Source organism: Bartonella sp. MR110HLJHH (genome assembly GCF_042194225.1).
Classification (GTDB): domain Bacteria; phylum Pseudomonadota; class Alphaproteobacteria; order Rhizobiales; family Rhizobiaceae; genus Bartonella; species Bartonella grahamii.
The window spans coordinates 1-22,237 of record NZ_JBHIMQ010000014.1 but is presented as its reverse complement, the minus strand read 5'-3'; the positions used below and the strand labels follow the sequence as shown (position 1 = coordinate 22,237).

The following is a 22,237-nucleotide window of genomic DNA, read 5'->3' as shown; positions in this document are numbered from 1 at the left end:
GACGAAGATCTCTCAAACTATGAGCGTTACGAAAAAGGATGCTCCAGTCAACAATTAGATTTTAACTGTATGATCTCTCATAAAAAAGTGTCTTCACAACTATTAGAGGGAAATAATCTATTTTCCTATACCTCATCTCCCCTAAAAGCCGTTTCGTTTAAAATCGGCTGGAGGCCTCGCCCGGAATCGAACCGGGATACAAGGATTTGCAGTCCTCTGCGTAACCATTCCGCCACGAGGCCTCGTCAACAAACATAAAGGTTTCAATAAGGGAAGGCAACGCATCCGTCAAGGTGTAGAAATTTTCTCTCGCCTTTTTTCCTCTTATTACACAATTTATCATATTTTTTTAAAAAAAGTAATTTTATCCTTTGCAAATCAGTATTGCTTTGCTATAGCCTTTTCAACTAAATGATTGGGCACCATTCCCCGGTAGCTCAGCGGTAGAGCAACCGGCTGTTAACCGGTTGGTCGCTGGTTCGAATCCGGCCCGGGGAGCCACATTCTTTTCTATCACAAATAACTTATTGGTTTTCCATATGTTTTTTTAAGTGAGGAATTCGTTAATAAAAGTGAGGGAATAAGGTTTTTACTATAAAGTAGAAACGCAATATCCTACGGGATGTATTTTTTTCAATGAACGCAAAGAACCATTGATTCATTTTAAAATAGCACAAATAAGATTACTTTTTTCAAACTACCGCGCCTCTATCAGAGAGCTCTGCAATTATTTGCACATTATAAAATAGGGCTTCTTTCACGAGAAGGAATTATTAAGCTCCATCAGCAATGAAAAAGATCTCATATAATTTTTGTCCAAGGAAAAAATGATTTGTACTCCATAAAGCAATTAAACTTAAAAAACTGCTCATGAAGCAATCATTTTGAAAAATGGAAGAAACAACAATCAGGGCATATATTATCTCCATACATCCCACATAACCGCCTCCCCATCTTAAAAGCAAAAAACATCAAACAAGTCTGTAAACATTCCGGCGTCTTATCTAACAGGTTGTTCCTCCTGCTAACCACTTCAACGCTTTACAAACAACCTTGCCTTGGATATTTCATCCCACTGTCATAAAACATTTAATACATAAAGTCTTATAGGCTTTATATCCCCCCAAATAATAGTGTTTTACAATAAAAACCAAGATAACAAGCTAAATTGTTAAGAATCCTGAGAAAGCCTTCAGAAATCATGACATTCTTGCTATTTCATTATGCAGTCACACGCTTTTCTAAAGAGATATCTCTTAAATTCCCCCCAAGCCCATTTCACAATGACTCCCGTAAATGATATAAAATGAAATCGATTAATCATCCCATCTTTATTTATAATAAAAGCCATACCATCATACTATTTTCCAACTCTCAATCTTAGCAATACCCCTTGCCTTTGAAAGAGTTTATAAGAATCATTTTATTTATTTCTCAAATGTTTATCTATACGATAATTTCACATATAACGTGCAAATGAATACTTTTGATTGATCCACATAAATAGCTTCAAAATGAAAAAAATTTTACGATATAATGAATTATTCAATATATAAAACAATGAGTTATTATTAGAAATAAATTTTTAAAATTAAAAGTTATCATTAAAGATAAAACACATCTTTTAAAAAATAATTTTATATAAATAAAATCTATTTTCATTCCCATTTTAAAAAATGGAAATAAAGAAAATAAATAATCGCCTCTACAGTAATAATTTCTTTTTAAAAGATTTTTAAATAATCCAAACACTTAGAGGTTTTCATTTTTTAGAAATGAAAACCTCTAAAAGACCTTCTTATTTTGGCAAGAATATTTTATACCTCTTTTCAATTGAGAACAAATCAACAAAAGTAAAAAATCTCCAGTACATAATCTTTTCTCAAGACTTTATCTAGGCAGCCTTCTTAACTGATTTTCGAAAACGAAAAGGCTTTGCACGCTTTGGCACCGCTTTTGCTTTTTTATGCCTCTCATTTGGAGATGAAGAATTCTTCCGCTGCAACTGTGCGGCATCATCTTTTCGACCTAAAAACTGTTTTTGACGTTTAGATTTTTTAAAACGGCGTTCCTTATCGTTTTCTTTTTCTCTACTTTCTGGCACAATTGGCTTTTCTGGAAACGCTGCAAATTGCTCTGGAACTGACTCAGCCACCAATTTCATACGAATCAAGCGCTCTATAGCACGCAACCGTTCCCTTTCTATCTTCTCATCAAAAAGTGTAAGTGCTTCACCAGATGCACCATTACGTCCTGTACGACCGATACGATGTACATAACTTTCAGCTTCATCTGGTAAGTCATAATTAATAACGTGGCTTATCCCTGGTATATCAATACCGCGTGCAGCAATATCTGTTGCCACAAGGATCTGCACAGATCTTTCACGAAAAGCTTTTAAAGCAGACTGGCGAGCACCTTGTGATTTATTCCCATGAATCGTTGCGACTGAATATCCTATCTTTGCCAAACTACGTGTAACAGAATCAGCCCCATGTTTAGTTCGGGTAAAAACAATAACCGAATTAAAAGCTGGATTTGTCAAAAGTTTACTTAAAACATTCTTTTTTTCATTCGTAGGAACACAATATAATTTTTGGCAAATCTCTACAGCCGTAGTACCTTGAGGAACAACTTCAATTTTAACAGGATCATTGAGTAAACATTTTGCAAGCACAGCAATTTCCCTCGGCATTGTTGCAGAAAAGAGTGCTGTCTGACGCTCTTGATGCAAAAGCTTTGCAATTTGCTTGACATCATGAATAAACCCCATATCCAACATACGATCTGCTTCATCCAAAATCAAAAAACGAGATTGGGAAAGATCAACACACTTTTCACGAACAAGATCTCTCAAACGCCCTGGAGTCGCTATCAAAACATCCACCCCTGCTTCCATACGTTTAATTTGTTTTAAACGTGACACGCCCCCAAAAATAAGACATGTTGAAAGATGAGCTCCCTTCGCCGCAGTGCGAATCGTTTCATCAATCTGGACAGCAAGTTCACGCGTTGGAGCTAAAATCAAAGCGCGTGCAGTTTTAGGACAGCGTTTATTACCCAAAGCCAAAATCTGACTTAAAATAGGTAAACCAAACGCCAAGGTTTTTCCAGAACCTGTCTGAGCAACACCTAAAATATCATGTCCTTTCAACATCATTGGAATAGCTTGTTCTTGTATAGGTTTAGGTTTACTCATCCCAGCAATGAGTAAATTTTTAATCAAAAGAGTAGGCAAACCTAACTTTGTAAAAACATTTTCTTCGTTTATAGGCAAAATACAATCTTTCCTCAGCTGAAGAACTCAAAACAAGTAACCAGCTGAACTTTCCACTCAAGAATCCGCGCAAGAGAAATCCCTGACATTTTAAATGAAGCAACGCTTAAAAAGCAGCTTGCGCAACTCATGAGCACCTTGAAATCAAGATAAAGGCGTATAAACTTCACTTTACAAAAAGCCAACAAACCAGCCTAAATGCCTTCATCCCCATTATCCTTGGATTATGATAAAAAAGCAAGAACTTTACGAAATACATTTATCATGAATAAAAAAACAATATTTAGATCGTTTACTTTTTGATGATTGTGTCCATCGGTAAATGTACCTTGATAAAATCAGGATAAATCTCGAGAAAAACTGGGTTTTGTAAAGTTTTTTGACCGCCATAAATTAAATACCATTGAGTTTTATCAAAAATCGCCAAAGTTTTATATCGAATGATGCGATCCTTCATCTCAAGAACTGTTGGAATTAAAGCATACAAAGTACCGTTATCAGTTTGTAAATACTCTATATTTTCTTTATCTAAATAATAAGCACCAGAAGGCAAATCCTCAAATTTCCTATGCAACTGTTGAAGAAAATCACTACGTAAAGCACTCTCTGTTGTATTCAATCGATGTGCCATCTCTTTATAAAGTCGCTCAGGCATATAACGAGAAATAGGTGTAAAATCCCTATTTTTTATAGCATTATTGACATCAACAACAACTCTTGAAAGTTCAGCTTTTTGTATTATTGTAGGCTGAGATGCTAAACTCTGTTGATTAACAATCAAAAAGAAAAATAGACTCAGCACCAAATAAAAAATAGGTTTCATCATTGTACTTCTTGTTTTAGTAAAATTTCAGTTCCTCAAATAACGAAATCAAATAACGTTTGATCATCAGTAATATCACGATAACGCCAACCTAACGCTTGAAATTTTTCCTCTAAAAGGCAAAAATTACCGTATTTTTTTGTTTCAATCGCAACCAATACAGAACCAAAGTTTCTCGCTGATTTTTTAAGATATTCAAAACGTACGATATCATCATCTGGTGATAATGTGGAAAGAAAATGACGCAATGCACCAGGGTGTTGCGGAAAACTAAAAATAAAATATTTTCTCAACCCTTGGAAACGTAAAGAACGCTCTCTAATTTCTGGCAAACGCTCAAAATCAAAATTACCTCCTGAAATAACGAGAAGAATTTTTTTCCCCTTTAACTCTTGAGGAGGAATACTGTTAAGCGCATCAATCGATAAAGCACCAGCCGGTTCAAGGACCACACCTTCAACATTAAGCATTTCAACCATCGTAGAACAAACACGATTTTCAGGAACCGTAATGACAGAATCAGGAGAAAATTTCTTTAGAATTGTATAGTTTAGCGCACCAATTTCAGCCACAGCAGCACCATCTACAAAAGTGTCAATATTTTCAAGCTTGACGCGTTTTCCACTCTCCAAACAAGCAAGCAAACTTGCAGCTCTTTGCGGCTCAACAAAACGAAGCTTTGTTTTCCAACCATATTCATGTAAAAACTTGCTCACCCCACTTGCCAAACCACCACCCCCTACCGGCACAATCATCAAATCTGGCTCACTTTCTCCATTGAGTTTTTTCCATTGTAAAGCAGCTTCACAAAGCACTGTTGCCTGCCCTGTAATAATGCGAATATCATCAAAAGGTGGAGCCATTACACCACCGCTCTCTACGACAAAGGATTGCGCAGCTTCATAACATTGATCAAATGTTTCACCAATCAAACGAATATCAATGAATTCTTTACCAAAAATACGTGTTTTCTCAATTTTTTGTTGTGGCGTTGTCATAGGCATAAAAATCACGCCTTTACGTTTAAAATAACGACAAACAAAAGAAACCCCTTGCGCGTGATTCCCTGCTGAAGCACAAACAAATGCAGAATCTGGTGATAGACTGCTCAGCATTTCTGAAACAAAATTGAAAGCACCACGAATCTTATAAGACCGCACCGGTGTTAAATCTTCACGCTTTAAATAAATTTCTGCATCATACTTTTGACTAAGAAAATCATTTCTTTGAAGTGGTGTTTCAGCAAACACGTGATGCAATCCCACCATAGCTTTTGTGACGTCTTGAATAAATTGACTCATAACACTAATCATTTCATGCTTTATTTACATTATAAAAGCTTTTTCTAGCGATAAAGAAAACTATTGTCAGTCAAAATTTTACTAAAAAAATGAAAAATGTTTCTTTTGTCATTAATTCTTGATTCAATAAAAGATATAGCTTATGAGAGAACTCTCATCGCGGACGTGATGAAAACGGTAAACATAGCAGACTTAAAATCTGCCGGTCAAAGACCTTGCGGGTTCAAGTCCCGCCGTCCGCACCAGACTGTCTTAATTCCCCTTATTTTCCAATGATTTATTAAAAATCAACAAAAATTAAACCACCTTCTAAACCACCTTTCGCAACTCCATTATAACGCTATCAGACGGCACCGCGATGATGCTAAAATACGAATCATTGCTGCTTTTTGAAGTACCTTTTTAGCACTTTGACCTCCTCCTCGTCTTTTAGGGTGGAGAGGCAGTCAATCTCTATTTCCTCATCCTTAAGGATGAGGAAATGAGTCATGTTTTTAACGTTAAGTAGCTTTCACAACAGGGCTTGGTAAAATTCGCTTAACTTCTGTTGTAACTGATTTGTAATGCTTAAGCTCTTTTTCGAGGTCATTTGCATCTAACAAATGCCTCATCATCAATCCTAAGATTTCTCCAACACCAGCAGCACCATTCACGCTCTTAACAGGAGTAAGATAATATGAAGAAAAGGAAGTGAGGTATGAAACGGAGATAGATCTGAGTTTAGTAGAAGCAGTTGTTATCTATTTTATTGCTAATTTTGGGGTGGCTCCTACTCTTCATGACTCTTGTAAAACAATGCAAAAGCTCAGAAAAAAGATAATAAAGAAGCTGAAATTAATACGTACACAAAAAGATGTAACTCAAAAACAAGAAGAATAAATTCGAAGATTAACTGCTTCCAAGATTATTTTCCTCGAATGGCAGTAAAAAATTTAGCCAAAAAGTAGTTTCAAGTATTTTCTCACAAACATTTTTTCAAGACAGGCAATCACAACACGCTCTGTCATAGCGCACATATAAATACGCAACAGCCTTAATGGGGGAATATGATCATCAATGCACAAACCATTCTCTGCCTTGATCTAGATACCTAGACAGGCTGGACAATTTCTCGTGTAGACAGCAATATAACAAGTAGCACTGTCAATTTTGAATCCTCTCGTTTTGAAGGCGATGGTATGCGCTATTTGCGTTTTCAGCAATGGCTTACAAAAATGAAGGTAACAACAGATAAAGGCAATGCCTCAAAAGAAGAAATGATTAAGACGGTGTATGCAAAAGGACATGCGCTACAAGATCACTTGGAAAACAGTCTTTTGGCGAAAGCCAATCTTGTACGCAAAGCTGTTTTGAACACCCGTGAAAAAAGGCTGAAAGAAAAGGCAATGAAAGAGGATTCAAGACCACTCACGTTGGTTGAAAAGCAAAAGCTTGAAGGGATTTAAATGGTCTTGGAGGAACAGTGAAAAACATTGCAGGTTAGCAAACTAGTGAAAAGTGCTGATCGTTTTGTGATTAGATGTGCATTTAAATCGACATAAAGGCACCGTACACAGCGATTTAAGATTTTATGATAAAAAATTTATAATATAAAACGCTCTGTACGGTCAAATTTGAGGCAAATAGACAAATTTGTAAAATTAGGATTAAAGCATGTTCATTTTAAAACATCTATTCTTAAAAAACCGTAAACAGCCCATGCGAAAGAGGTTTGTTACAACAGCAGTGGGATATACACCATGGAGGATGGGGCAGAGGAGTATTTTTACAAGCTCTACGAATATGAAGACGGTACAAGAGAGTGTGAAAAATTTGATGCTGATCAGTATTACAAAACACCTAAGAATGCGGATTTTAGTACCAAAGCACAAGTAAAAGCATGAGTTTACGGTGGTGCTATTCTAAAAAACATTCTCAATTACGAACCTCTTATAGACGAGATCAACAGAGAGATCAAAAAATTATCGAAAACCGCAGGAAATCAATATGTTTACAGATAAGCAGCTAAGAGCCTTGTTTGGCATTATAACTTTTATATTTTTATGTTTTTTAGGAATTAAAAAAATCTTTACTTTATTCAGAGTATTTTGACATTCGCATCTGTTTCTTTGGTAATAGTCACAACTGTTTTTGCAATTTTATGCAATTCCAATATTCCTTCTGAATTGCAGAGCAACCCAAAATACAAATGCGGAAATACAACAGGTTGGGTGAAACTAACACGTGATTTACACCAGTATATGCACAGACTCTTAAAGCTAATAAGTTTAGCGCTTGTCGTTTTAATTTTCCCAAGTAGTTATAAAGAAACGGTCTCTTTACCCATCATTTCTAAGTACTTGGAGCATAAGCTTTCTTTTCCATTGGATACTGGTACTTAGATATTGCTCTTTAGTACTCTTTTTAGTCTGTGTATTGTTTCTTATGTTAAGCACACGCAATTTAATAAACATGTCCATTTACGCACTACAGTGCTCAGTTAAAAAGCCATAGTAAAATTTCCGATTTTATAATTTTTTACAAAGAATTCATTCTTATGACCTTATAGATAGCAAGCTAGAAAAAGCGATTTATATTCAATTAGGTAAGTATAAAAAAGAAAAAATTGCAAAGTCATGCTATTAAGAAAGTATCAAGTGTGTAAAAATACTTAGAGTTAAGCGGATAGGTTACGAAACAGCCTCTCCCATGCCTTTAAAATACTGACTATCTTTTGTGCTTGTGAGGACATATAATGATTTTGTCGGGTGTGGTTATGTCATACAAGACCCTTTTTAGGGGAAAGCATAGCGACGGACTTAACGCCGTGTTTTCAACGCCCAGTGCCCTTATAGGGTGTCAATTGAAAACTCCATTACGTTAAGGATTACTAGTATGAACGCTATAGTTAAAAATCAAATGACCTCCATTATTGCTACTGTTGCAAATGATACCCCCTCCTTTCAAAAGCACGCTCTTGCAAAAAAAATATGAATTAACAAATGAAATGAAAACAGTGAAAGATCTTTTAAGTGATCGAGTTCGAACCATTTATCGCATACGTGCATTAAGAGACTTTGGTAATGTAAAAGCGGATGACTTGGTGGTTTTATAGAGCATGAGGGCAATTTAAGTCACGAAGGGAATTGCTGGGTTGGTGGTAATGCATGGATTTATAATGATGCCTATATTTCTGATAATGCTCAGGTTTGTGGTCAATGCTAGCATTTGTGACACTATGCTTTTAAACAGCAAAAAGAAAGCCATGTCATTTGCGTGATGTGGCTTTATGTTTATCAAAAGATAAAAAACCATAATTTTATATGTTAAAAAATAATAATATCATTTTGAAATAATTGAAAAAATTATTAAAAAAGTAAGTGAAAACATGCTAAATAAAGTGATGTTAATTGGCTATTTAGGTGCTAATCCCAAAAGCAAAACAATGAATTCTGGTACAGAAATAGTCAATTTTAGTATAGCGACTTCTGAGAGCTATGTAGATAAAAAGACCAATCAAAAAGTAGAAAAAACAGAATGGTATTCAGTTGTGATTTTTAATCCACATTTGGCAAAAATTGCACTTCAATATCTAAACAAAGGTTCAAAGGTTTACGTAGAAGGCAAATTACAGACACGCAAATGGCAAGATAAAAATGGGTATGGCCGTTACTCAACAGAGATTATCTTGCCACAATTTAAAGGCGAATTATATTTACTTGATGCAAAGAAAGATCAATCGGCATCCCCTACTCCTTCATCCATTACTACCCCAAATTATGCTATCGTTTCAGGTGCTGCTGATCATAGTGCATCTCTTAATGATGCTATCCCATTCTGACTGATAAAATATGGCAAAGAGAAAAAACCGTACAAAACGCGGACGTCCTCGAATTAAAGGATGTATCAGAGAACCAAACGGACGCATCTCACGAGCAAAAACACTGGCAGGTACCCCAACGGGTAAAATGATATAGCCTCTCTTTTTTCTCCTTGCACGACGCATGATACGCCCCACCGCCTGTATGACATCTACATGACTTTTATGGGGATGTAAAAACATAACCGCATCAAAAACAGGGACATCTACTCCTTCAGAGAGATATCTTACATTGGTGAGCAAACACGGACAAACATTCTCCCCCGCATCTTCCTTAAGCCAATCAAGGGCTTTATTACGTTCTTTGGCACTTTGTGTTCCATCAATATGAGCAAATTTACAGTCAAAAGGCGGAGTCTCTTTATGGACCTTATGAAGATCATATAATTCTTTCTGTATTTCTTTAGAATTGAATGTATCACGGATACGTTTAGACCTATTGATATCTTTACAAAAAGCCAAAGCCCGACGCATGAGATTTGGGTTATCACTCAAGTCAACCTTCAGATCTATTTTAGCAAGGGCTTGATAACAGCCTATGATCTTGGTTTTATCGTCAAGAATAAGTCCATAATTCTCATCTGTTATCAGATGTTGAATGGATTGACTTACTTCCTCTTCATCAACACCCAAAATAATAATCTTATAAGGAGATAAAAGTTCATTCTTAACGGCTTTTGAGAGAATGTATAGATATAAAGCTCTTTTCCATAGAGTTCTTCATCATCCATAGAAGCCAGAACGGCATTGATCTCATTGGCTTGCTTTTTGGCATTATCCGTAAAGACCTTGGGGATTGCTGTCATGTACAGACGTTTTTTACCCCGAATGATGCTGTTATCGTGAACCTTGATAAATTCAGATTCACGTTTGTCTGTTCCCAACACAACCCCAGTCGTACGGTGTACTTCATCACAAATGATCAGATCAAATTCGGATAAATCACATTCCTTTTGCTCATCCGCAATCACTTGGATTGATTGGTAAGTAGCAAACACCACGGTCATTGCATGTGCTAAGGCTTTATTTGCTTTTTCTCAAAGTTTTTGAGCATCAGTTGGTAGCTGGTAGAGCGAGATCTGAAACATCGAGTTCGACAGCATCATCTTGTGTTTTACGACGCTTGCCAATTCATATATCAGAACATACCGCAAAGGAAAGCAAGGGGACTTGTGCAGGTGTAAGCGCCCTCGCATTAGTATTCCGGAAGCCTGAAAGTACTGAGTTTGAATCAGCTTTTTTGCTTTTAGTGCTCATCGCACTTGGACATAGCAAAATCTCCCAGAATTCCGATACACCCACAGAGTGGGCTCATTTTTATGATCAAACTTTAGGGCTTTCAGACCCTACTGATCGCTGCCTAGACAACCAAAAACACCTTTAAAGTATTAAAGGAATTTCACGCGATTAGCAACCAAAATGAAAGCAGTGTTTCTTATCTCTCAAAAACTGTAAGATTAGGCACTCTTCAAAAGAGAGACAATGCTAAGGGCTGTCATCGTGGTTAGTTATCAACCCACACAATGCCTCTTGTTCAGAAAACGCACAACACGAGATAAGAAAAAATGTTGTTTGCAAAGTTCTCTCTTGCCTATACAAAGAAAAAATAAAAAATTTGGAGGGCTCCTATGATAAATGACATTTACTGTGTTGGACTCAATTATGTTGAACATGTTCATGAACTAGGCAATACTGTTGAAAATGAACCCGTTATCTTTAGCAAGCCAAACAGTTCACTCATCTTAGGCAATGAAATTTATCTCCCTGATTTTTCCAAAGAAATCCATTTTGAAACTGAAATTGTGCTCAAAATCTCAAAGGACGCTTTCATGGTCACAGAGGAAGAAGCAGAAAAATGCTATGATGCCGTAGCAATAGGTCTTGATCTCACAGCGCGGGATTTGCAAACAAAACTGAAAGGAAAAAGGCTTCCTTGGCTTTTATCGAAAGGATTTAAAGGCGCTGCATACGTCTCTGACTTCATAAACAAGGAAAAAATAAACAACCCAATAACCTTTGCAATGAAGTTGAATGGCGAAACAAGACAAGTTGGCAATACGAAAAATATGATCTTTAGCTTTGAGAAGATAATCTCATTTTTAAGTCACTACATTCAGCTAAGACGTGGTGATCTCATATACACAGGCACTCCACAGGGTGTCGGAAAACTTTCTCAGTTTGACAGAATAGAATTGTATCTCGAAAATCAATTAATTTCAGAGCTAAAAGTAAAATGAATCATCAAATACTGACCTTTTTCATTGTTTCATTTTTTTTAGTCATCTCACCGGGGCCGAATATGGCCCTTATCATCGATAATGCAACGAGATTAGGAAGAAAGAACGCATTTGTAAACGTTTTAGGATTGTGTACAGCAACATATGTGCATGGGGGGCATTTTCCATACTAGGTGTATCAGCGCTCATTCTCAACAACAAAACGCTGTTTTTTTTAGTAAAACTCATGGATGGCAGCTATTTATTATACATGGGCTTTAAATCAATTAAATCTGGAATACACAACTTAAATTCAAAAGAAAGAAGTTCAACGAATGAAAAGCATGCTACGAGTGAAACAAAGCTTTTAACCAGCTACAGAGACGGCTTTCTGACACAAATACTAAACCCCAAAGTATCAATATTCTATATAGCGGCCTTCCCGAAATTTTTATCTTCTGGTGGTGGCATTAAAAAAGGCTTTGAACTTGTAACCATACATTCCTTCAACATCTTTGCATGGTTTACCTTGATGACCATTTTTATATCATTTGCCAGCTCCGCTTTAAAAAAGCAGCGAATAAAAGGTGCGATTAATATAGCGACAGGAACAGTTTTATCTCTGTTTTCTTTTTTCATTTTCTTTGGATAGTTTTATCTTTTGATAACAAATTGCAAAGCTAATAAAGCAATCTTTTTCTGATTCTGTCTCTCACGATGAATAGCTCAACCTCTAACAGAGCTTATACAATCCCCAGTTTTTTCTTTGTATAACTGAATTACGCTGCATTTCTTTATCATAGTCTCAAGGATTTTTGTGTAAACGATGTGAATTTCTCGCAACGTTTTATAAAATGTTATCAATATCTAAACAAAATCCTTATTAATTACTTTAGAAGAAATAAGCTATGATATTCCTCTTTTCGTTTATGAAACAAAAGTAACTTTTTGATTTATGATAGCATCATACAAACAAAAAGTGATTTTAAAAATCATTTTAATTTTCTATCATTAAAAACTGTTTCTTAAACTAAGATGAGAACTCTTGAGCGCTATTTGAGCAAAATTAAAATTCTCACCATTGTGAATAATAACAATAAAAAAACTTCCTATTCAAATATCTGTTACGTTATTTAAGAGGAAAACATCCTCTTTTTTCAAAACCATATTCTTGTCTTTATCCACACAAAATCATAAAAAACGTTTTTTTCCTTTACACCTCATTTATATCATGCTTCGATACAGAATGATGCATTTTTTAGTGTAATTTAATCTCAAAATAATTAAAGGGAACCCCCAAAAAATGAACTGTAAACAAAATTTAAAAGATGGTCCTCATATGAAACTACAACGTGGCCTAGATAACCGTCACGTACAACTTATAGCCCTCGGTGGAGCTATTGGAACAGGTCTCTTCATGGGATCAGGAAAAACAATTAGTGTAGCAGGCCCTTCCATCATACTCGTTTATGCTATTATTGGATGTGCCCTATATTTTGTAATGCGTGCTATGGGAGAATTATTGCTTTCTAATTCACAATACCGGTCCCTTATTGATTTTTCAACCGATATGCTAGGACCAGGAATCGCTTTCTTTGTGGGCTGGAACTATTGGTTAAGCTGGGTTGTAACTGGAGCTGCAGATATTATTGCTATCATTAACTATATGCATTTCTGGTGGCCAACACTTAATCCATGGATTGTTGTTTTTGCTTGCATTGGTTTCTTTTTAATCCTTAACCTCCTTGCCGTAAAATTGTTCGGTGAACTTGAATTCTGGTTTGGTCTTATCAAAGTCGTAGCAATTTTGGCATTAGTTATTGTTGGATTTTATATGATCGCCACAGGCTTTACCTCTCCGAATGGTACTGTTGCCTCTCTTAACCATGTATGGAACGATGGAAATATCTTCCCGCGAGGAATTACAGGTTTTTTTGCTGGATTTCAAATTGCCATTTTTTCTTTTGTTGGTATAGAAATTGCTGGAACAACGGCAGCTGAAGTTAAAGAACCTAAAAAAGTTCTCCCTAAAGCAATTAATGCAATACCGGTGCGTATTGTACTCTTTTACATCCTTTCTCTCACTGTGATTATGTCCGTTACTCCTTGGAATCAAATTGTTCCAGAAAAAAGTCCCTTTGTCTCCATGTTTTGGCTTGCAGGCATTCCAATAGCTGCTGGTTTGGTCAATTTTGTTGTTCTCACCTCGGCTGCCTCTTCAGCAAATAGTGGTATTTTTTCGACTAGCCGCATGATATACGGGCTTGCAACACAAAAAGGTGCTCCTCCAATTTTAGGGAAGCTTTCCAAATACCATGTTCCAGCCAATGCTCTGTTCTTTTCCTGCCTATGTATTTTAGTAGGATACACAATCGCATCATCATCTCCAAGCATCATAAGTGCTTTTACAATTGTGACGAGCATTTCAGCGATTGCATTTTTATTCGTATGGTCCGTCATTTTGATTAGCTATATTGTGTATCGTCGCAATCACCCTCATCTACATGCTGAATCCGTCTACAAAATGCCGGGAGGTGTCATTATGTGCGGGATCGTGTTAGTCTTTTTTGCTTTCATGCTCTATTTATTGACATTAGAACATGATACCCTAACAGCTTTAAAATACAGTATCTTTTGGTTTATTTTCTTAGGTATAATGTATTTTATATTTATAAGAAAAAAAATCTCTCCAAAGAACAAATAAAATCTATACAAAACATCTCAAAAAGGGGTAACTAAAGTTACCCTTTTTCTACTTAACCTCCTCCTCATACCTCAAAAGACGAGGATTCCTCGCAAGTCTTGGTTTGTAAACAATCCGACTTTGTTAAGAGAGATGCCTGCTGACCACTTATATGATTCACCTACATAAGGCTCTATGGGCTAGCCCTACCCTGAATACTCACCACACATTCTAAAAATACTTAATATGTAAAATTTTATATGCTTTATATCACTACTCTAAACAACAGTATTTTACTGCATTATAGGATAAGAAACGCGCTATTCTGTGAAGAATTCTCTATAAACTTCACTGATATTGTTTATTAATAAAACATGAGCTTTTATCTAAAACCACCCCCAAAAAGTTATATTCAATTTTTTAGCAAAATTAAAAATACAGCTCTAAACAGAATATATCTTAATAGCTATCTACAATAAAAAAAGATTCTATGAAAATATTTTTCTATTTATAATAAATTTTAAATATAAATATTTAAATTTAAATTTAAAATATATTTTTAATATTTAAATAATATTTTAACAATTTGAATATTATTATATTTATATACAAATATTTAAATTTAATAAATTTATAATTTTATTTATATTTTTCTGTAATGGAAAATATTTATTAATAAATAATTTTAAATGAAAGCTATTTAGTACAATGATTTATTACAAAATAATTGCAAATAAAATATATATAAATAATAAATTATTATTTATAATAAATAATATTATTTATTATAAATAATAAATAATATATAATTTTTATAATTTATGTATAAAACATAAAAAATATAATATAATTTATATTTTAGTTCTTATGTATAAAATAATTATTCCATTAATTTATAATGTTTTTTCTTTATTGACATATAGTCATAGAAAAAAATTCCTTTACTCCTTAACCATAGCGTGTTCCGATAGAAGGCATTACCTTTTTTAGGATAATTTTTATTTAAAAATAACTAAGGGGAACTTCCCAAAAATGAACAAACAAAATTTAGAAAAAAAACCTAAGAAGAAATTGCAACGTGGACTACATAATCGACACATACAACTTATAGCCCTCGGTGGTGCTATTGGAACAGGTCTCTTCATGGGATCAGGAAAAACAATCAGTGTAGCAGGACCCTCAATTCTACTCGTTTATGCAATTATTGGTTGTGCTCTATACTTTGTCATGCGTGCTATGGGAGAGTTATTGCTTTCTAATACACAATATCGATCTTTTATTGACTTCTCAACCGATCTTCTAGGTCCGTGTGCCGGATTCTTTATCGGCTGGACATATTGGTTATGTTGGATTGTCACCGGAACTGCTGAAATTATTGCTATTGTCACTTATACACACTTTTGGTGGCCTGAACTCAATTCGTGGATTCCTGTTATAATTGGTCTTATGTCCTTTTTAATTCTTAACCTCGTCGCCGTAAAACTATTTGGCGAACTTGAGTTTTGGTTTGGTTTTATCAAAATCGTAGCAATTCTAGTCTTAATTGTTGTAGGATTTTATATGATCTTTACCGGTTTTGTCTCTCCAAACGGCACGGTTGCTTCTCTTAGCCATATATGGAATGGTGGAAATATTTTTCCGCGAGGAATTACAGGCTTTTTTGCTGGATTCCAAATTGTTATTTTTGCTTTTGTTGGCATTGAACTCGCTGGAACAGCTGCTGCTGAAGTACAAGAGCCTCAAAAAGCTTTACCACAGGCTGTTAATTCAATACCAATCCGCATTGTATTCTTTTATATATTCTCTCTTCTTGTGATTATGTCTGTGACACCGTGGAATCAAATCAGTCCAGAAAAAAGCCCATTTGTAACAATGTATGCACTTATTGGTATTCCAACTGCTGCTGGTTTGATGAACTTTGTTGTCCTCACAGCTGCCGCATCTTCAGCAAATAGTGGAATTTTTTCTACCAGCCGTATGATATATGGGCTAGCAACACAAAAAGGTGCTCCTAAATTTCTCGGAAAACTTTCTCGTAACCACGTTCCAGCCAACGCATTATTCTTTTCATGTTTATGCATCTTATTTGGTTATGCAATTGTATCGTTATCTCAAACCCTCATAGCTGCTTTTACAATTGTTACGACGATTGCCGCAATTTTGTTTATATTTGTATGGTCTATCATTTTGATCAGCTATATCGTCTATCGTCGTAATCGTCCTCTCCAGCATACTGTCTCTCCTTATAAAATGCCAGGAGGTGTTATTATGTGTTGGGCGCTTCTTGTTTTCTTTGCATTCATTATTTATTTATTATCATTAGAAGCTGATACTGCCATAGCTTTAAAATACACTCCAGCGTGGTTCATATTTTTAGGAATTGTATACTTTCTTTTTGGAAGAAAGAATTATGCAAAAAATTAAAAAATAAAGCTTATGTTGCAAAAAACATATAAAAAAGGGTAACTAAAGTTACCCTTTTTTGATATTTATCTATAAAATTATAAAAGCTATTAACAAAATATCTCTTTAGAAGCTTCAATTACGCTCTTTATCAACCAAAGCGTTAGACTTTATCCAAGGCATCATAGAACGAAGTTTTTTACCAACTTCTTCAATAGGATGATTATCATTTAAACGCCGCATGCCTTTAAAATGAGCTGCACCAGCTTTATACTCTTGAATCCAATTTGACGTAAATTTACCCGTCTGAATATCCTTCAAAATACGCTTCATTTCTGCTTTTGTTTCATCAGTAATCACGCGTGGACCAGACATATATTCGCCCCATTCAGCCGTATTGGAAATCGAATAATTCATATTTGCAATGCCCCCTTCATACATGAGATCAACAATCAGTTTAACTTCATGTAAACACTCGAAATAAGCCATTTCCGGTGCATAACCTGCTTGTGTTAATGTTTCATAACCTGCTCGAATCAGTTCAACAAGACCTCCACAGAGTACCGCTTGTTCACCAAAAAGATCAGTTTCGCACTCTTCTTTAAATGTTGTTTCAATTACCCCAGCACGTCCACCACCAAGACCACATGCATAAGACAATGCTACATTATGAGCATGTCCTGAAGCATCTTGTGCCACCGCTATTAAGCAAGGAACACCACGACCACGTTGGTATTCATTGCGCACTGTATGACCTGGACCTTTAGGAGCAATCATCACAACATCAACTGTTTTTTTAGGTTCAATTAAGCCGAAATGAATGCTCAAACCATGCGCAAAAGCAATCACCGCCCCATCACGTAAATGATCATGAATATGCTCTTTATAAATATCAGCTTGCAATTCATCTGGTGTTGCCATCATGATGAGATCTGCCCATTTTGCAGCTTCCGCAACACTCACCACTTCAAAACCATCGGCCATAGCCTTCTTAACTGTTTCCGACCCTGAACGTAAAGCTATTTGCACATTTTTAACACCGGAATCTTTCAAATTTAAAGCGTGCGCACGCCCTTGAGAACCATAACCAACAATGGCTACTTTTTTCCCTTTAATAAGATTAACATCCGCATCACGATCATAATAAACACGCATAAAAAAACTTCCTTCTTTTTCTATTTAAACTGGATTTCAGATTATTTTTATTAAATAAGAAACATTATCTTCAGTGCATCACACACTTATAAAGGCAAAAAACACCGCTTATAAGAACATAGCAATTGAATAATTTTTAAAGTTTACATATTGCATAAAAAAACTGTAGTCCCCAAACATTCCCAAAACATATACGGATCCCCAAATCAACTTCAACTGCTATTCCACAAAAACAATAATTACACAAAACAAGATTTCTAAAGAAAATATATTTGCTAATATTTTACTCTTCTATCGTGCAACAAAACCCTATATTCTAAAAATTAAGATACAATATACAATTGTTAACATGAACCAAATCAATACGGATAGCAAGAAAAATTACAAAATAATAAGTATTGTTTTAATACAATCTTCAAAAGCATATACAACAATATCTTTAGAATAATAGAGAGGACGTTTTTACTTTTTACGTTCTTTAATATCCGCGCTTCTCACGCGAAAAAGAACACCCCCATACTGCCATTATGTTATTCATTTATGGCGCCTTATAAAAAAACTTTTAATGTGCTCGAGCCCTTTTCAAGAATCCCCTATAATCGCCTAAGATTTATTACACACCACTCTCTTTACTTCATAAAGCTACAAGTCGATATCATCATTCTATTTGACAGCTCTTATTGCATTAAGCCTATTCATAAAAAGCATTTTCTGATTTTAAATCTATTCATGATGAAATCATCAAAACCCTTATATGCCCAATATGCCCAAAACTGCCACAACATTGAATTAGCCAATAAAATGATGATAGCAATAGACTTCATATCATTCATGAAGATTTTACGTTATACTATTTACAGATAACCCGTAAAATGAGCTCAAACATCAAGAAAATTTGTGTATTGATCCATTAAAATCCTACGCACTTCTTTATAAGGAAAACACTTTCCAAACCCTATTTCTTCTCCCTAATAGATAGTACAAATAAAAAACACCGCATACACTCAAAACAAAAGATAGAAAGCAACCAATAAACAGAGCAACAATAGAATATTTATAATGCACGCTAATAGTGCTATTTATCTAAACATATATTATTTTTTAAAGATAAATTGGCAAAGCTTTATAAAAATTTCTCTTTCAATTTTATAGAGAGAAAAAGATTACGATAATAACCGGATAAAACGCTGAACAGTATCATGCATTCCATACTCTAATGCATCGGCAATGAGCCCATGACCAATAGAAACTTCATCAAGCCAAGGAATGTTTTTGACAAGAGCAGGAAGATTCATAAGCGTCAGATCATGCCCTGCGTTCATACCTAACTGCAACTCTTTTGCTCTTCTTGCTGCTAAAACAAGTTTATTGAGCTCTTGATCCTGTTTTATCTTATCCTGAAATGCACCACCGTAAGGTCCCGTGTAAAACTCCACACGATCAGCCCCTATTGCTTTAGCAGTATCAAGACCATCGATAGTAGGATTAGCAAAAAGTGATACACGAATCTTTCTTTTTTTCAAATGCTGAATAATAGGTGTTAAAAATTCTGCATCATGAGCAAAATTCCAACCATGATCAGATGTTGACTGATCTGGATCATCAGGAACAAGGGTAATCTGATCAGCATACTTTTCAGCGATATCCAAAAATTGATCACTTGGATAACCTTCAATATTAAACTCAGCTGTAGGAAAAGTATTCTTGATTAAACAATATATATCTGGCAAATCCGCAAAACGAATATGCCTTTCATCGGGGCGTGGATGAACCGTCAAACCTGCCGCTCCAGCAGCAAGCGCTATATGCCCCATATTCGTGATACTTGGCCACGGAAGATTACGTCGATTACGCAAAACAGCAACAGCATTAAGATTAACCGAAAGTTTTACCGCCATGCCCATTTCCATTTTTCTATAATGTGTAACAAGATAGAAAAAAGGCATTTTCCATCTGAAACTTAGATGATATACATATTTTTTCTATCGAACAATCATTAAACGTTCTGCTGCGCGCGTAATTCCCGTATAAAGCCAGCGCGCATACATATCACGAAATGCAAAACTTTCATCAAACAAAACGACGTTATTCCATTGAGAACCTTGCGCTTTATGAACCGTTAATGCATACCCATAATCAAAATCATCATATCGCTTTTTTAATTGCCATGAAATTTCTTGATCAGGGTTTTCAAACGCTGCTTTTAACAGTTTAATCTTTGCTACCCCACGCTCACTTTCTTCTGGTTTCACAAGAAGATTAATACTTGGTTTAACTGTTTCCTTCTGTGAAGTCATCACCTTCCATAAAGAGCCATTCAACAAACCTTTAGTAGGATCATTTCGCAAACACACCAGCTTATCTCCTGCTTGCGGATAATCTGCTGTAAATCCTTTTAACACACGCAAACGCTGATTATAAAGGTAGCGCGTACGATTAACCCCTACCAATACCTGATCAGCATCCAAAACCAATTGTTGATTGACCTCTTTACGTGTAACAACGCGCGCTTCTCCATAGTCACCATAAGCAATATCGCGTCCTTCACGCACATCCATAGCTAAACGAATAATCGGATTATCCCGCGCTTGCCGATGAATTTCTGAGAGAAGAAAATCTGGTTCTCCATTGGAAAAAAATCCTCCACCTGATATAGGAGGCAATTGACCTGGATCACCCAGAACAAGAATTGGCGTCCGAAAGCTCATTAAATCACGCGCCAATTTTTCATCTACCATCGAACATTCATCGACAATAATGAGCTTAGCTTGTGCAGCTGCACTCCTTCGATTTAAAGTAAATGTTGGAGCAATAGACTTCTTTCCCGTAATTTCATCGGAAACTTCTTCTTCCCCACGCGGACAATAAATCAACGAATGAATTGTACAAGCATTGCTTGCACCTTTAGAGCGTAAAACCTGTGCCGCCTTCCCTGTAAAAGCAGCAAACTGGACAGAACCATCAACTGTTTCTGCAAAATAGCGCGCAAGCGTTGTCTTGCCCGTCCCCGCATAGCCAAAAAGGCGAAAAAGTGGAGAACGCCCTTCCTTCAACCACGCAGCAACAGCCTTCAATGCATTATCCTGTTCCCGTGAAAACTGCATAGCTTACCAACATAAGATTTGCATAAAAAGAGCAGTATTTTGAAAAAAAACGACTATCAAGAAAAACTTTTTTATTAAGAATTGCTGACACACGCCCATCTAACAACTTTCGTAGCACAATTATCAATTATTTACCCATTGCTTTTTCAAGATATAGTAAAAATCTAAATTTTATCTATACATCGATCTTCTTGGTAACACCTTATACTTATCAAATAAAATATCATTTTCTACAACAGTAACAGCAACAATGGAATATACATATCTTAAATTTAAAATAATACCTATATACGCTTTTTCTAACCAAAATTTAGAATGAGAAAAAGAGCATTGCAGTTGCAAAACCCTCTCTAGAAAAAATGTCCTTAACAGGATAAGAATAATGTAATTTTATGAATACTATTTTACACAATCACTCAGCTTTCTTGCACATAAAAATAAAGTACATCCACTATTACGAAATAATAATTACATATATCAAAAACCTTTTGGCAGAAATAGCTCTCAACAAAACTACTTAATCCTATGATGATACACCTATAAAGTTCCTATCTCCCTCTTATCATGATTTTAATAAATTTACTCTTCATGCTACAAATAAGTTATATCTCAACGAATAAAGAGAGACATCACGCTTATATGAAGCGCGCTTTATCTCGCACAAATATGTAGCTTTTTCTGTTTCGACAATAAAATCTGGTTCGTAAGTATGGCCTTCTTGGTAGTCTATTATAAGAAAATTGGGACATGGGTTTCAGTCCAGCGTAGCACTTCAGATCCGTCCTCTAGAATATGAGAAAAGCGCAATTCTCCATCTACTGAGTCAAACTTTTTCTTTTTGTCGCAATGTTTTAAAGTTTATAAAAACTAACTGATTAATGCTATTCTTATTGCTAGAAATAACAATGAAATCAAGGGGGGTAATTTGTTAATAGGCTTGGCGTTATGTCAAAATATCAGCTGTGAGATTGCTTTTTGGTTGTTTTAGAAATGAAATAATGAGCTCAAATATTGATGAATGAAACGGGAGATTTAAATTGAAAATATTAATTCCAGATGACTATCAAAAAGCCACCCTAACATTACAGTCTATTACAAAATTAATGAAATCGCATGAAGTGCTTGTTATAAATAATTTAGCTAAAGAATGTGATTTAGAAGATAAGCTCAAAGAGATAGATATTCTTATCTTAATCAGAGAGCGAACTATAGTTGATAGAAATCTTCTACTGAAACTGCCAAATTTAAAATTAATCTGCCAAACAGGAGTAACAAACTTTATTTTGATCTATATAATCAATTGATCTTTATAATCTTTTTTAAGGTTCGGGATACATAGATAAAAGTTAGGGAATAGGATTTTCTAACATTTCTCTATAAAGCACGCTTCGCACAATGTTTCTAATGTTTCTTTGA

The 22,237-nt window shown here is 35.2% G+C and carries 14 protein-coding genes, 3 tRNA genes and 4 pseudogenes; 12 read left to right on the top strand and 9 right to left on the bottom strand.

Translation table 11 applies throughout. The annotated features are described in order from the left end of the window. Nucleotides 1-168 precede the first annotated feature (168 nt). A tRNA-Cys gene (locus ACFIKB_RS07950) sits at nucleotides 169-242 on the bottom strand. 184 nt (nucleotides 243-426) lie between these two features. On the opposite strand from ACFIKB_RS07950, the gene ACFIKB_RS07945 reads away from it, so the two are divergent. Further along, nucleotides 427-501, top strand: a tRNA-Asn gene (locus tag ACFIKB_RS07945). Between the two features lie 1,393 nt (nucleotides 502-1,894). On the opposite strand, the gene ACFIKB_RS07940 is transcribed toward ACFIKB_RS07945, so the two are convergent. The 3 genes from ACFIKB_RS07940 to ilvA form a co-directional block, all read right to left on the bottom strand. Beyond that, nucleotides 1,895-3,277 (bottom strand): DEAD/DEAH box helicase, encoded by a 1,383-nt coding sequence (locus ACFIKB_RS07940; protein WP_375644767.1) that lies wholly within the window; start codon nucleotides 3,275-3,277, stop codon nucleotides 1,895-1,897. Between the two features lie 292 nt (nucleotides 3,278-3,569). Next, nucleotides 3,570-4,100, bottom strand: a complete 531-nt coding sequence (locus ACFIKB_RS07935; RefSeq protein ID WP_375636234.1) for a hypothetical protein — start codon at nucleotides 4,098-4,100, stop codon at nucleotides 3,570-3,572. A 35-nt stretch (nucleotides 4,101-4,135) separates the two neighbouring features. After that, complete coding sequence (gene ilvA, locus ACFIKB_RS07930) at nucleotides 4,136-5,413, bottom strand: threonine ammonia-lyase IlvA (protein WP_375636212.1); 1,278 nt, start codon at nucleotides 5,411-5,413, stop codon at nucleotides 4,136-4,138. Nucleotides 5,414-5,560: 147 nt separating this feature from the next. Here ilvA and ACFIKB_RS07925 point away from each other — a divergent pair. Next, nucleotides 5,561-5,646 (top strand) — tRNA-Leu (locus ACFIKB_RS07925). A gap of 255 nt (nucleotides 5,647-5,901) precedes the next feature. Here the strand turns inward: ACFIKB_RS07925 and ACFIKB_RS07920 are convergent. Next, nucleotides 5,902-6,054 (bottom strand): hypothetical protein, encoded by a 153-nt coding sequence (locus ACFIKB_RS07920; RefSeq protein WP_375636210.1) that lies wholly within the window; start codon nucleotides 6,052-6,054, stop codon nucleotides 5,902-5,904. Nucleotides 6,055-6,579: 525 nt separating this feature from the next. Between ACFIKB_RS07920 and ACFIKB_RS07915 the strand changes: the two genes are divergently transcribed. The 5 genes and pseudogenes from ACFIKB_RS07915 to ssb all read left to right on the top strand — a co-directional run bounded on the left by ACFIKB_RS07915 (nucleotide 6,580) and on the right by ssb (nucleotide 9,221). Beyond that, complete coding sequence (locus ACFIKB_RS07915) at nucleotides 6,580-6,846, top strand: hypothetical protein (RefSeq protein ID WP_375644768.1); 267 nt, start codon at nucleotides 6,580-6,582, stop codon at nucleotides 6,844-6,846. Between the two features lie 208 nt (nucleotides 6,847-7,054). Further along, nucleotides 7,055-7,401, top strand: a pseudogene (locus tag ACFIKB_RS07910) (hypothetical protein). Continuing rightward, nucleotides 7,388-7,894 (top strand): annotated as a pseudogene (locus tag ACFIKB_RS07905) (hypothetical protein). Before ACFIKB_RS07910 ends, ACFIKB_RS07905 begins: the two co-directional pseudogenes overlap by 14 nt. Before the next feature lie 463 nt (nucleotides 7,895-8,357). Beyond that, nucleotides 8,358-8,596, top strand: a pseudogene (locus ACFIKB_RS07900) (hypothetical protein); the annotation flags it as partial. A 172-nt stretch (nucleotides 8,597-8,768) separates the two neighbouring features. Next, nucleotides 8,769-9,221, top strand: a complete 453-nt coding sequence (gene ssb / locus ACFIKB_RS07895; protein ID WP_375636206.1) for a single-stranded DNA-binding protein — start codon at nucleotides 8,769-8,771, stop codon at nucleotides 9,219-9,221. An 87-nt stretch (nucleotides 9,222-9,308) separates the two neighbouring features. On the opposite strand, the pseudogene ACFIKB_RS07890 reads toward ssb, so the two are convergent. After that, nucleotides 9,309-10,433 (bottom strand): annotated as a pseudogene (locus ACFIKB_RS07890) (helicase-related protein); the annotation flags it as partial. Between the two features lie 455 nt (nucleotides 10,434-10,888). Here ACFIKB_RS07890 and ACFIKB_RS07885 point away from each other — a divergent pair. The 4 genes from ACFIKB_RS07885 to ACFIKB_RS07870 all read left to right on the top strand — a co-directional run bounded on the left by ACFIKB_RS07885 (nucleotide 10,889) and on the right by ACFIKB_RS07870 (nucleotide 16,583). Beyond that, complete coding sequence (locus ACFIKB_RS07885) at nucleotides 10,889-11,497, top strand: fumarylacetoacetate hydrolase family protein (protein WP_375636204.1); 609 nt, start codon at nucleotides 10,889-10,891, stop codon at nucleotides 11,495-11,497. Nucleotides 11,498-11,627: 130 nt separating this feature from the next. Then, entirely contained in the window at nucleotides 11,628-12,128 is a 501-nt protein-coding gene (locus tag ACFIKB_RS07880) for a LysE family translocator (protein WP_375636202.1), read from the top strand. A 651-nt stretch (nucleotides 12,129-12,779) separates the two neighbouring features. Continuing rightward, a complete protein-coding gene (locus ACFIKB_RS07875) occupies nucleotides 12,780-14,180 on the top strand; it encodes an amino acid permease (RefSeq protein ID WP_375636200.1) in 1,401 nt (466 codons plus the stop codon). A gap of 1,011 nt (nucleotides 14,181-15,191) precedes the next feature. After that, complete coding sequence (locus tag ACFIKB_RS07870; RefSeq protein WP_375636198.1) at nucleotides 15,192-16,583, top strand: amino acid permease; 1,392 nt, start codon at nucleotides 15,192-15,194, stop codon at nucleotides 16,581-16,583. Nucleotides 16,584-16,697: 114 nt separating this feature from the next. Here ACFIKB_RS07870 and ilvC read toward each other — a convergent pair whose 3' ends face one another. The 3 genes from ilvC to ACFIKB_RS07855 all read right to left on the bottom strand — a co-directional run bounded on the left by ilvC (nucleotide 16,698) and on the right by ACFIKB_RS07855 (nucleotide 20,821). Continuing rightward, nucleotides 16,698-17,717 (bottom strand): ketol-acid reductoisomerase, encoded by a 1,020-nt coding sequence (gene ilvC / locus ACFIKB_RS07865; protein ID WP_375636196.1) that lies wholly within the window; start codon nucleotides 17,715-17,717, stop codon nucleotides 16,698-16,700. 1,163 nt (nucleotides 17,718-18,880) lie between these two features. Continuing rightward, nucleotides 18,881-19,615: a pyridoxine 5'-phosphate synthase gene (locus ACFIKB_RS07860; RefSeq protein WP_375636194.1), complete on the bottom strand. Its 735-nt coding sequence runs from the start codon at nucleotides 19,613-19,615 to the stop codon at nucleotides 18,881-18,883. Between the two features lie 84 nt (nucleotides 19,616-19,699). Then, entirely contained in the window at nucleotides 19,700-20,821 is a 1,122-nt protein-coding gene (locus ACFIKB_RS07855) for an ATP-dependent RecD-like DNA helicase (RefSeq protein WP_375644771.1), read from the bottom strand. Between the two features lie 1,037 nt (nucleotides 20,822-21,858). Between ACFIKB_RS07855 and ACFIKB_RS07850 the strand changes: the two genes are divergently transcribed. Beyond that, entirely contained in the window at nucleotides 21,859-22,125 is a 267-nt protein-coding gene (locus tag ACFIKB_RS07850; protein ID WP_375642374.1) for a hypothetical protein, read from the top strand. Nucleotides 22,126-22,237 lie beyond the last annotated feature (112 nt).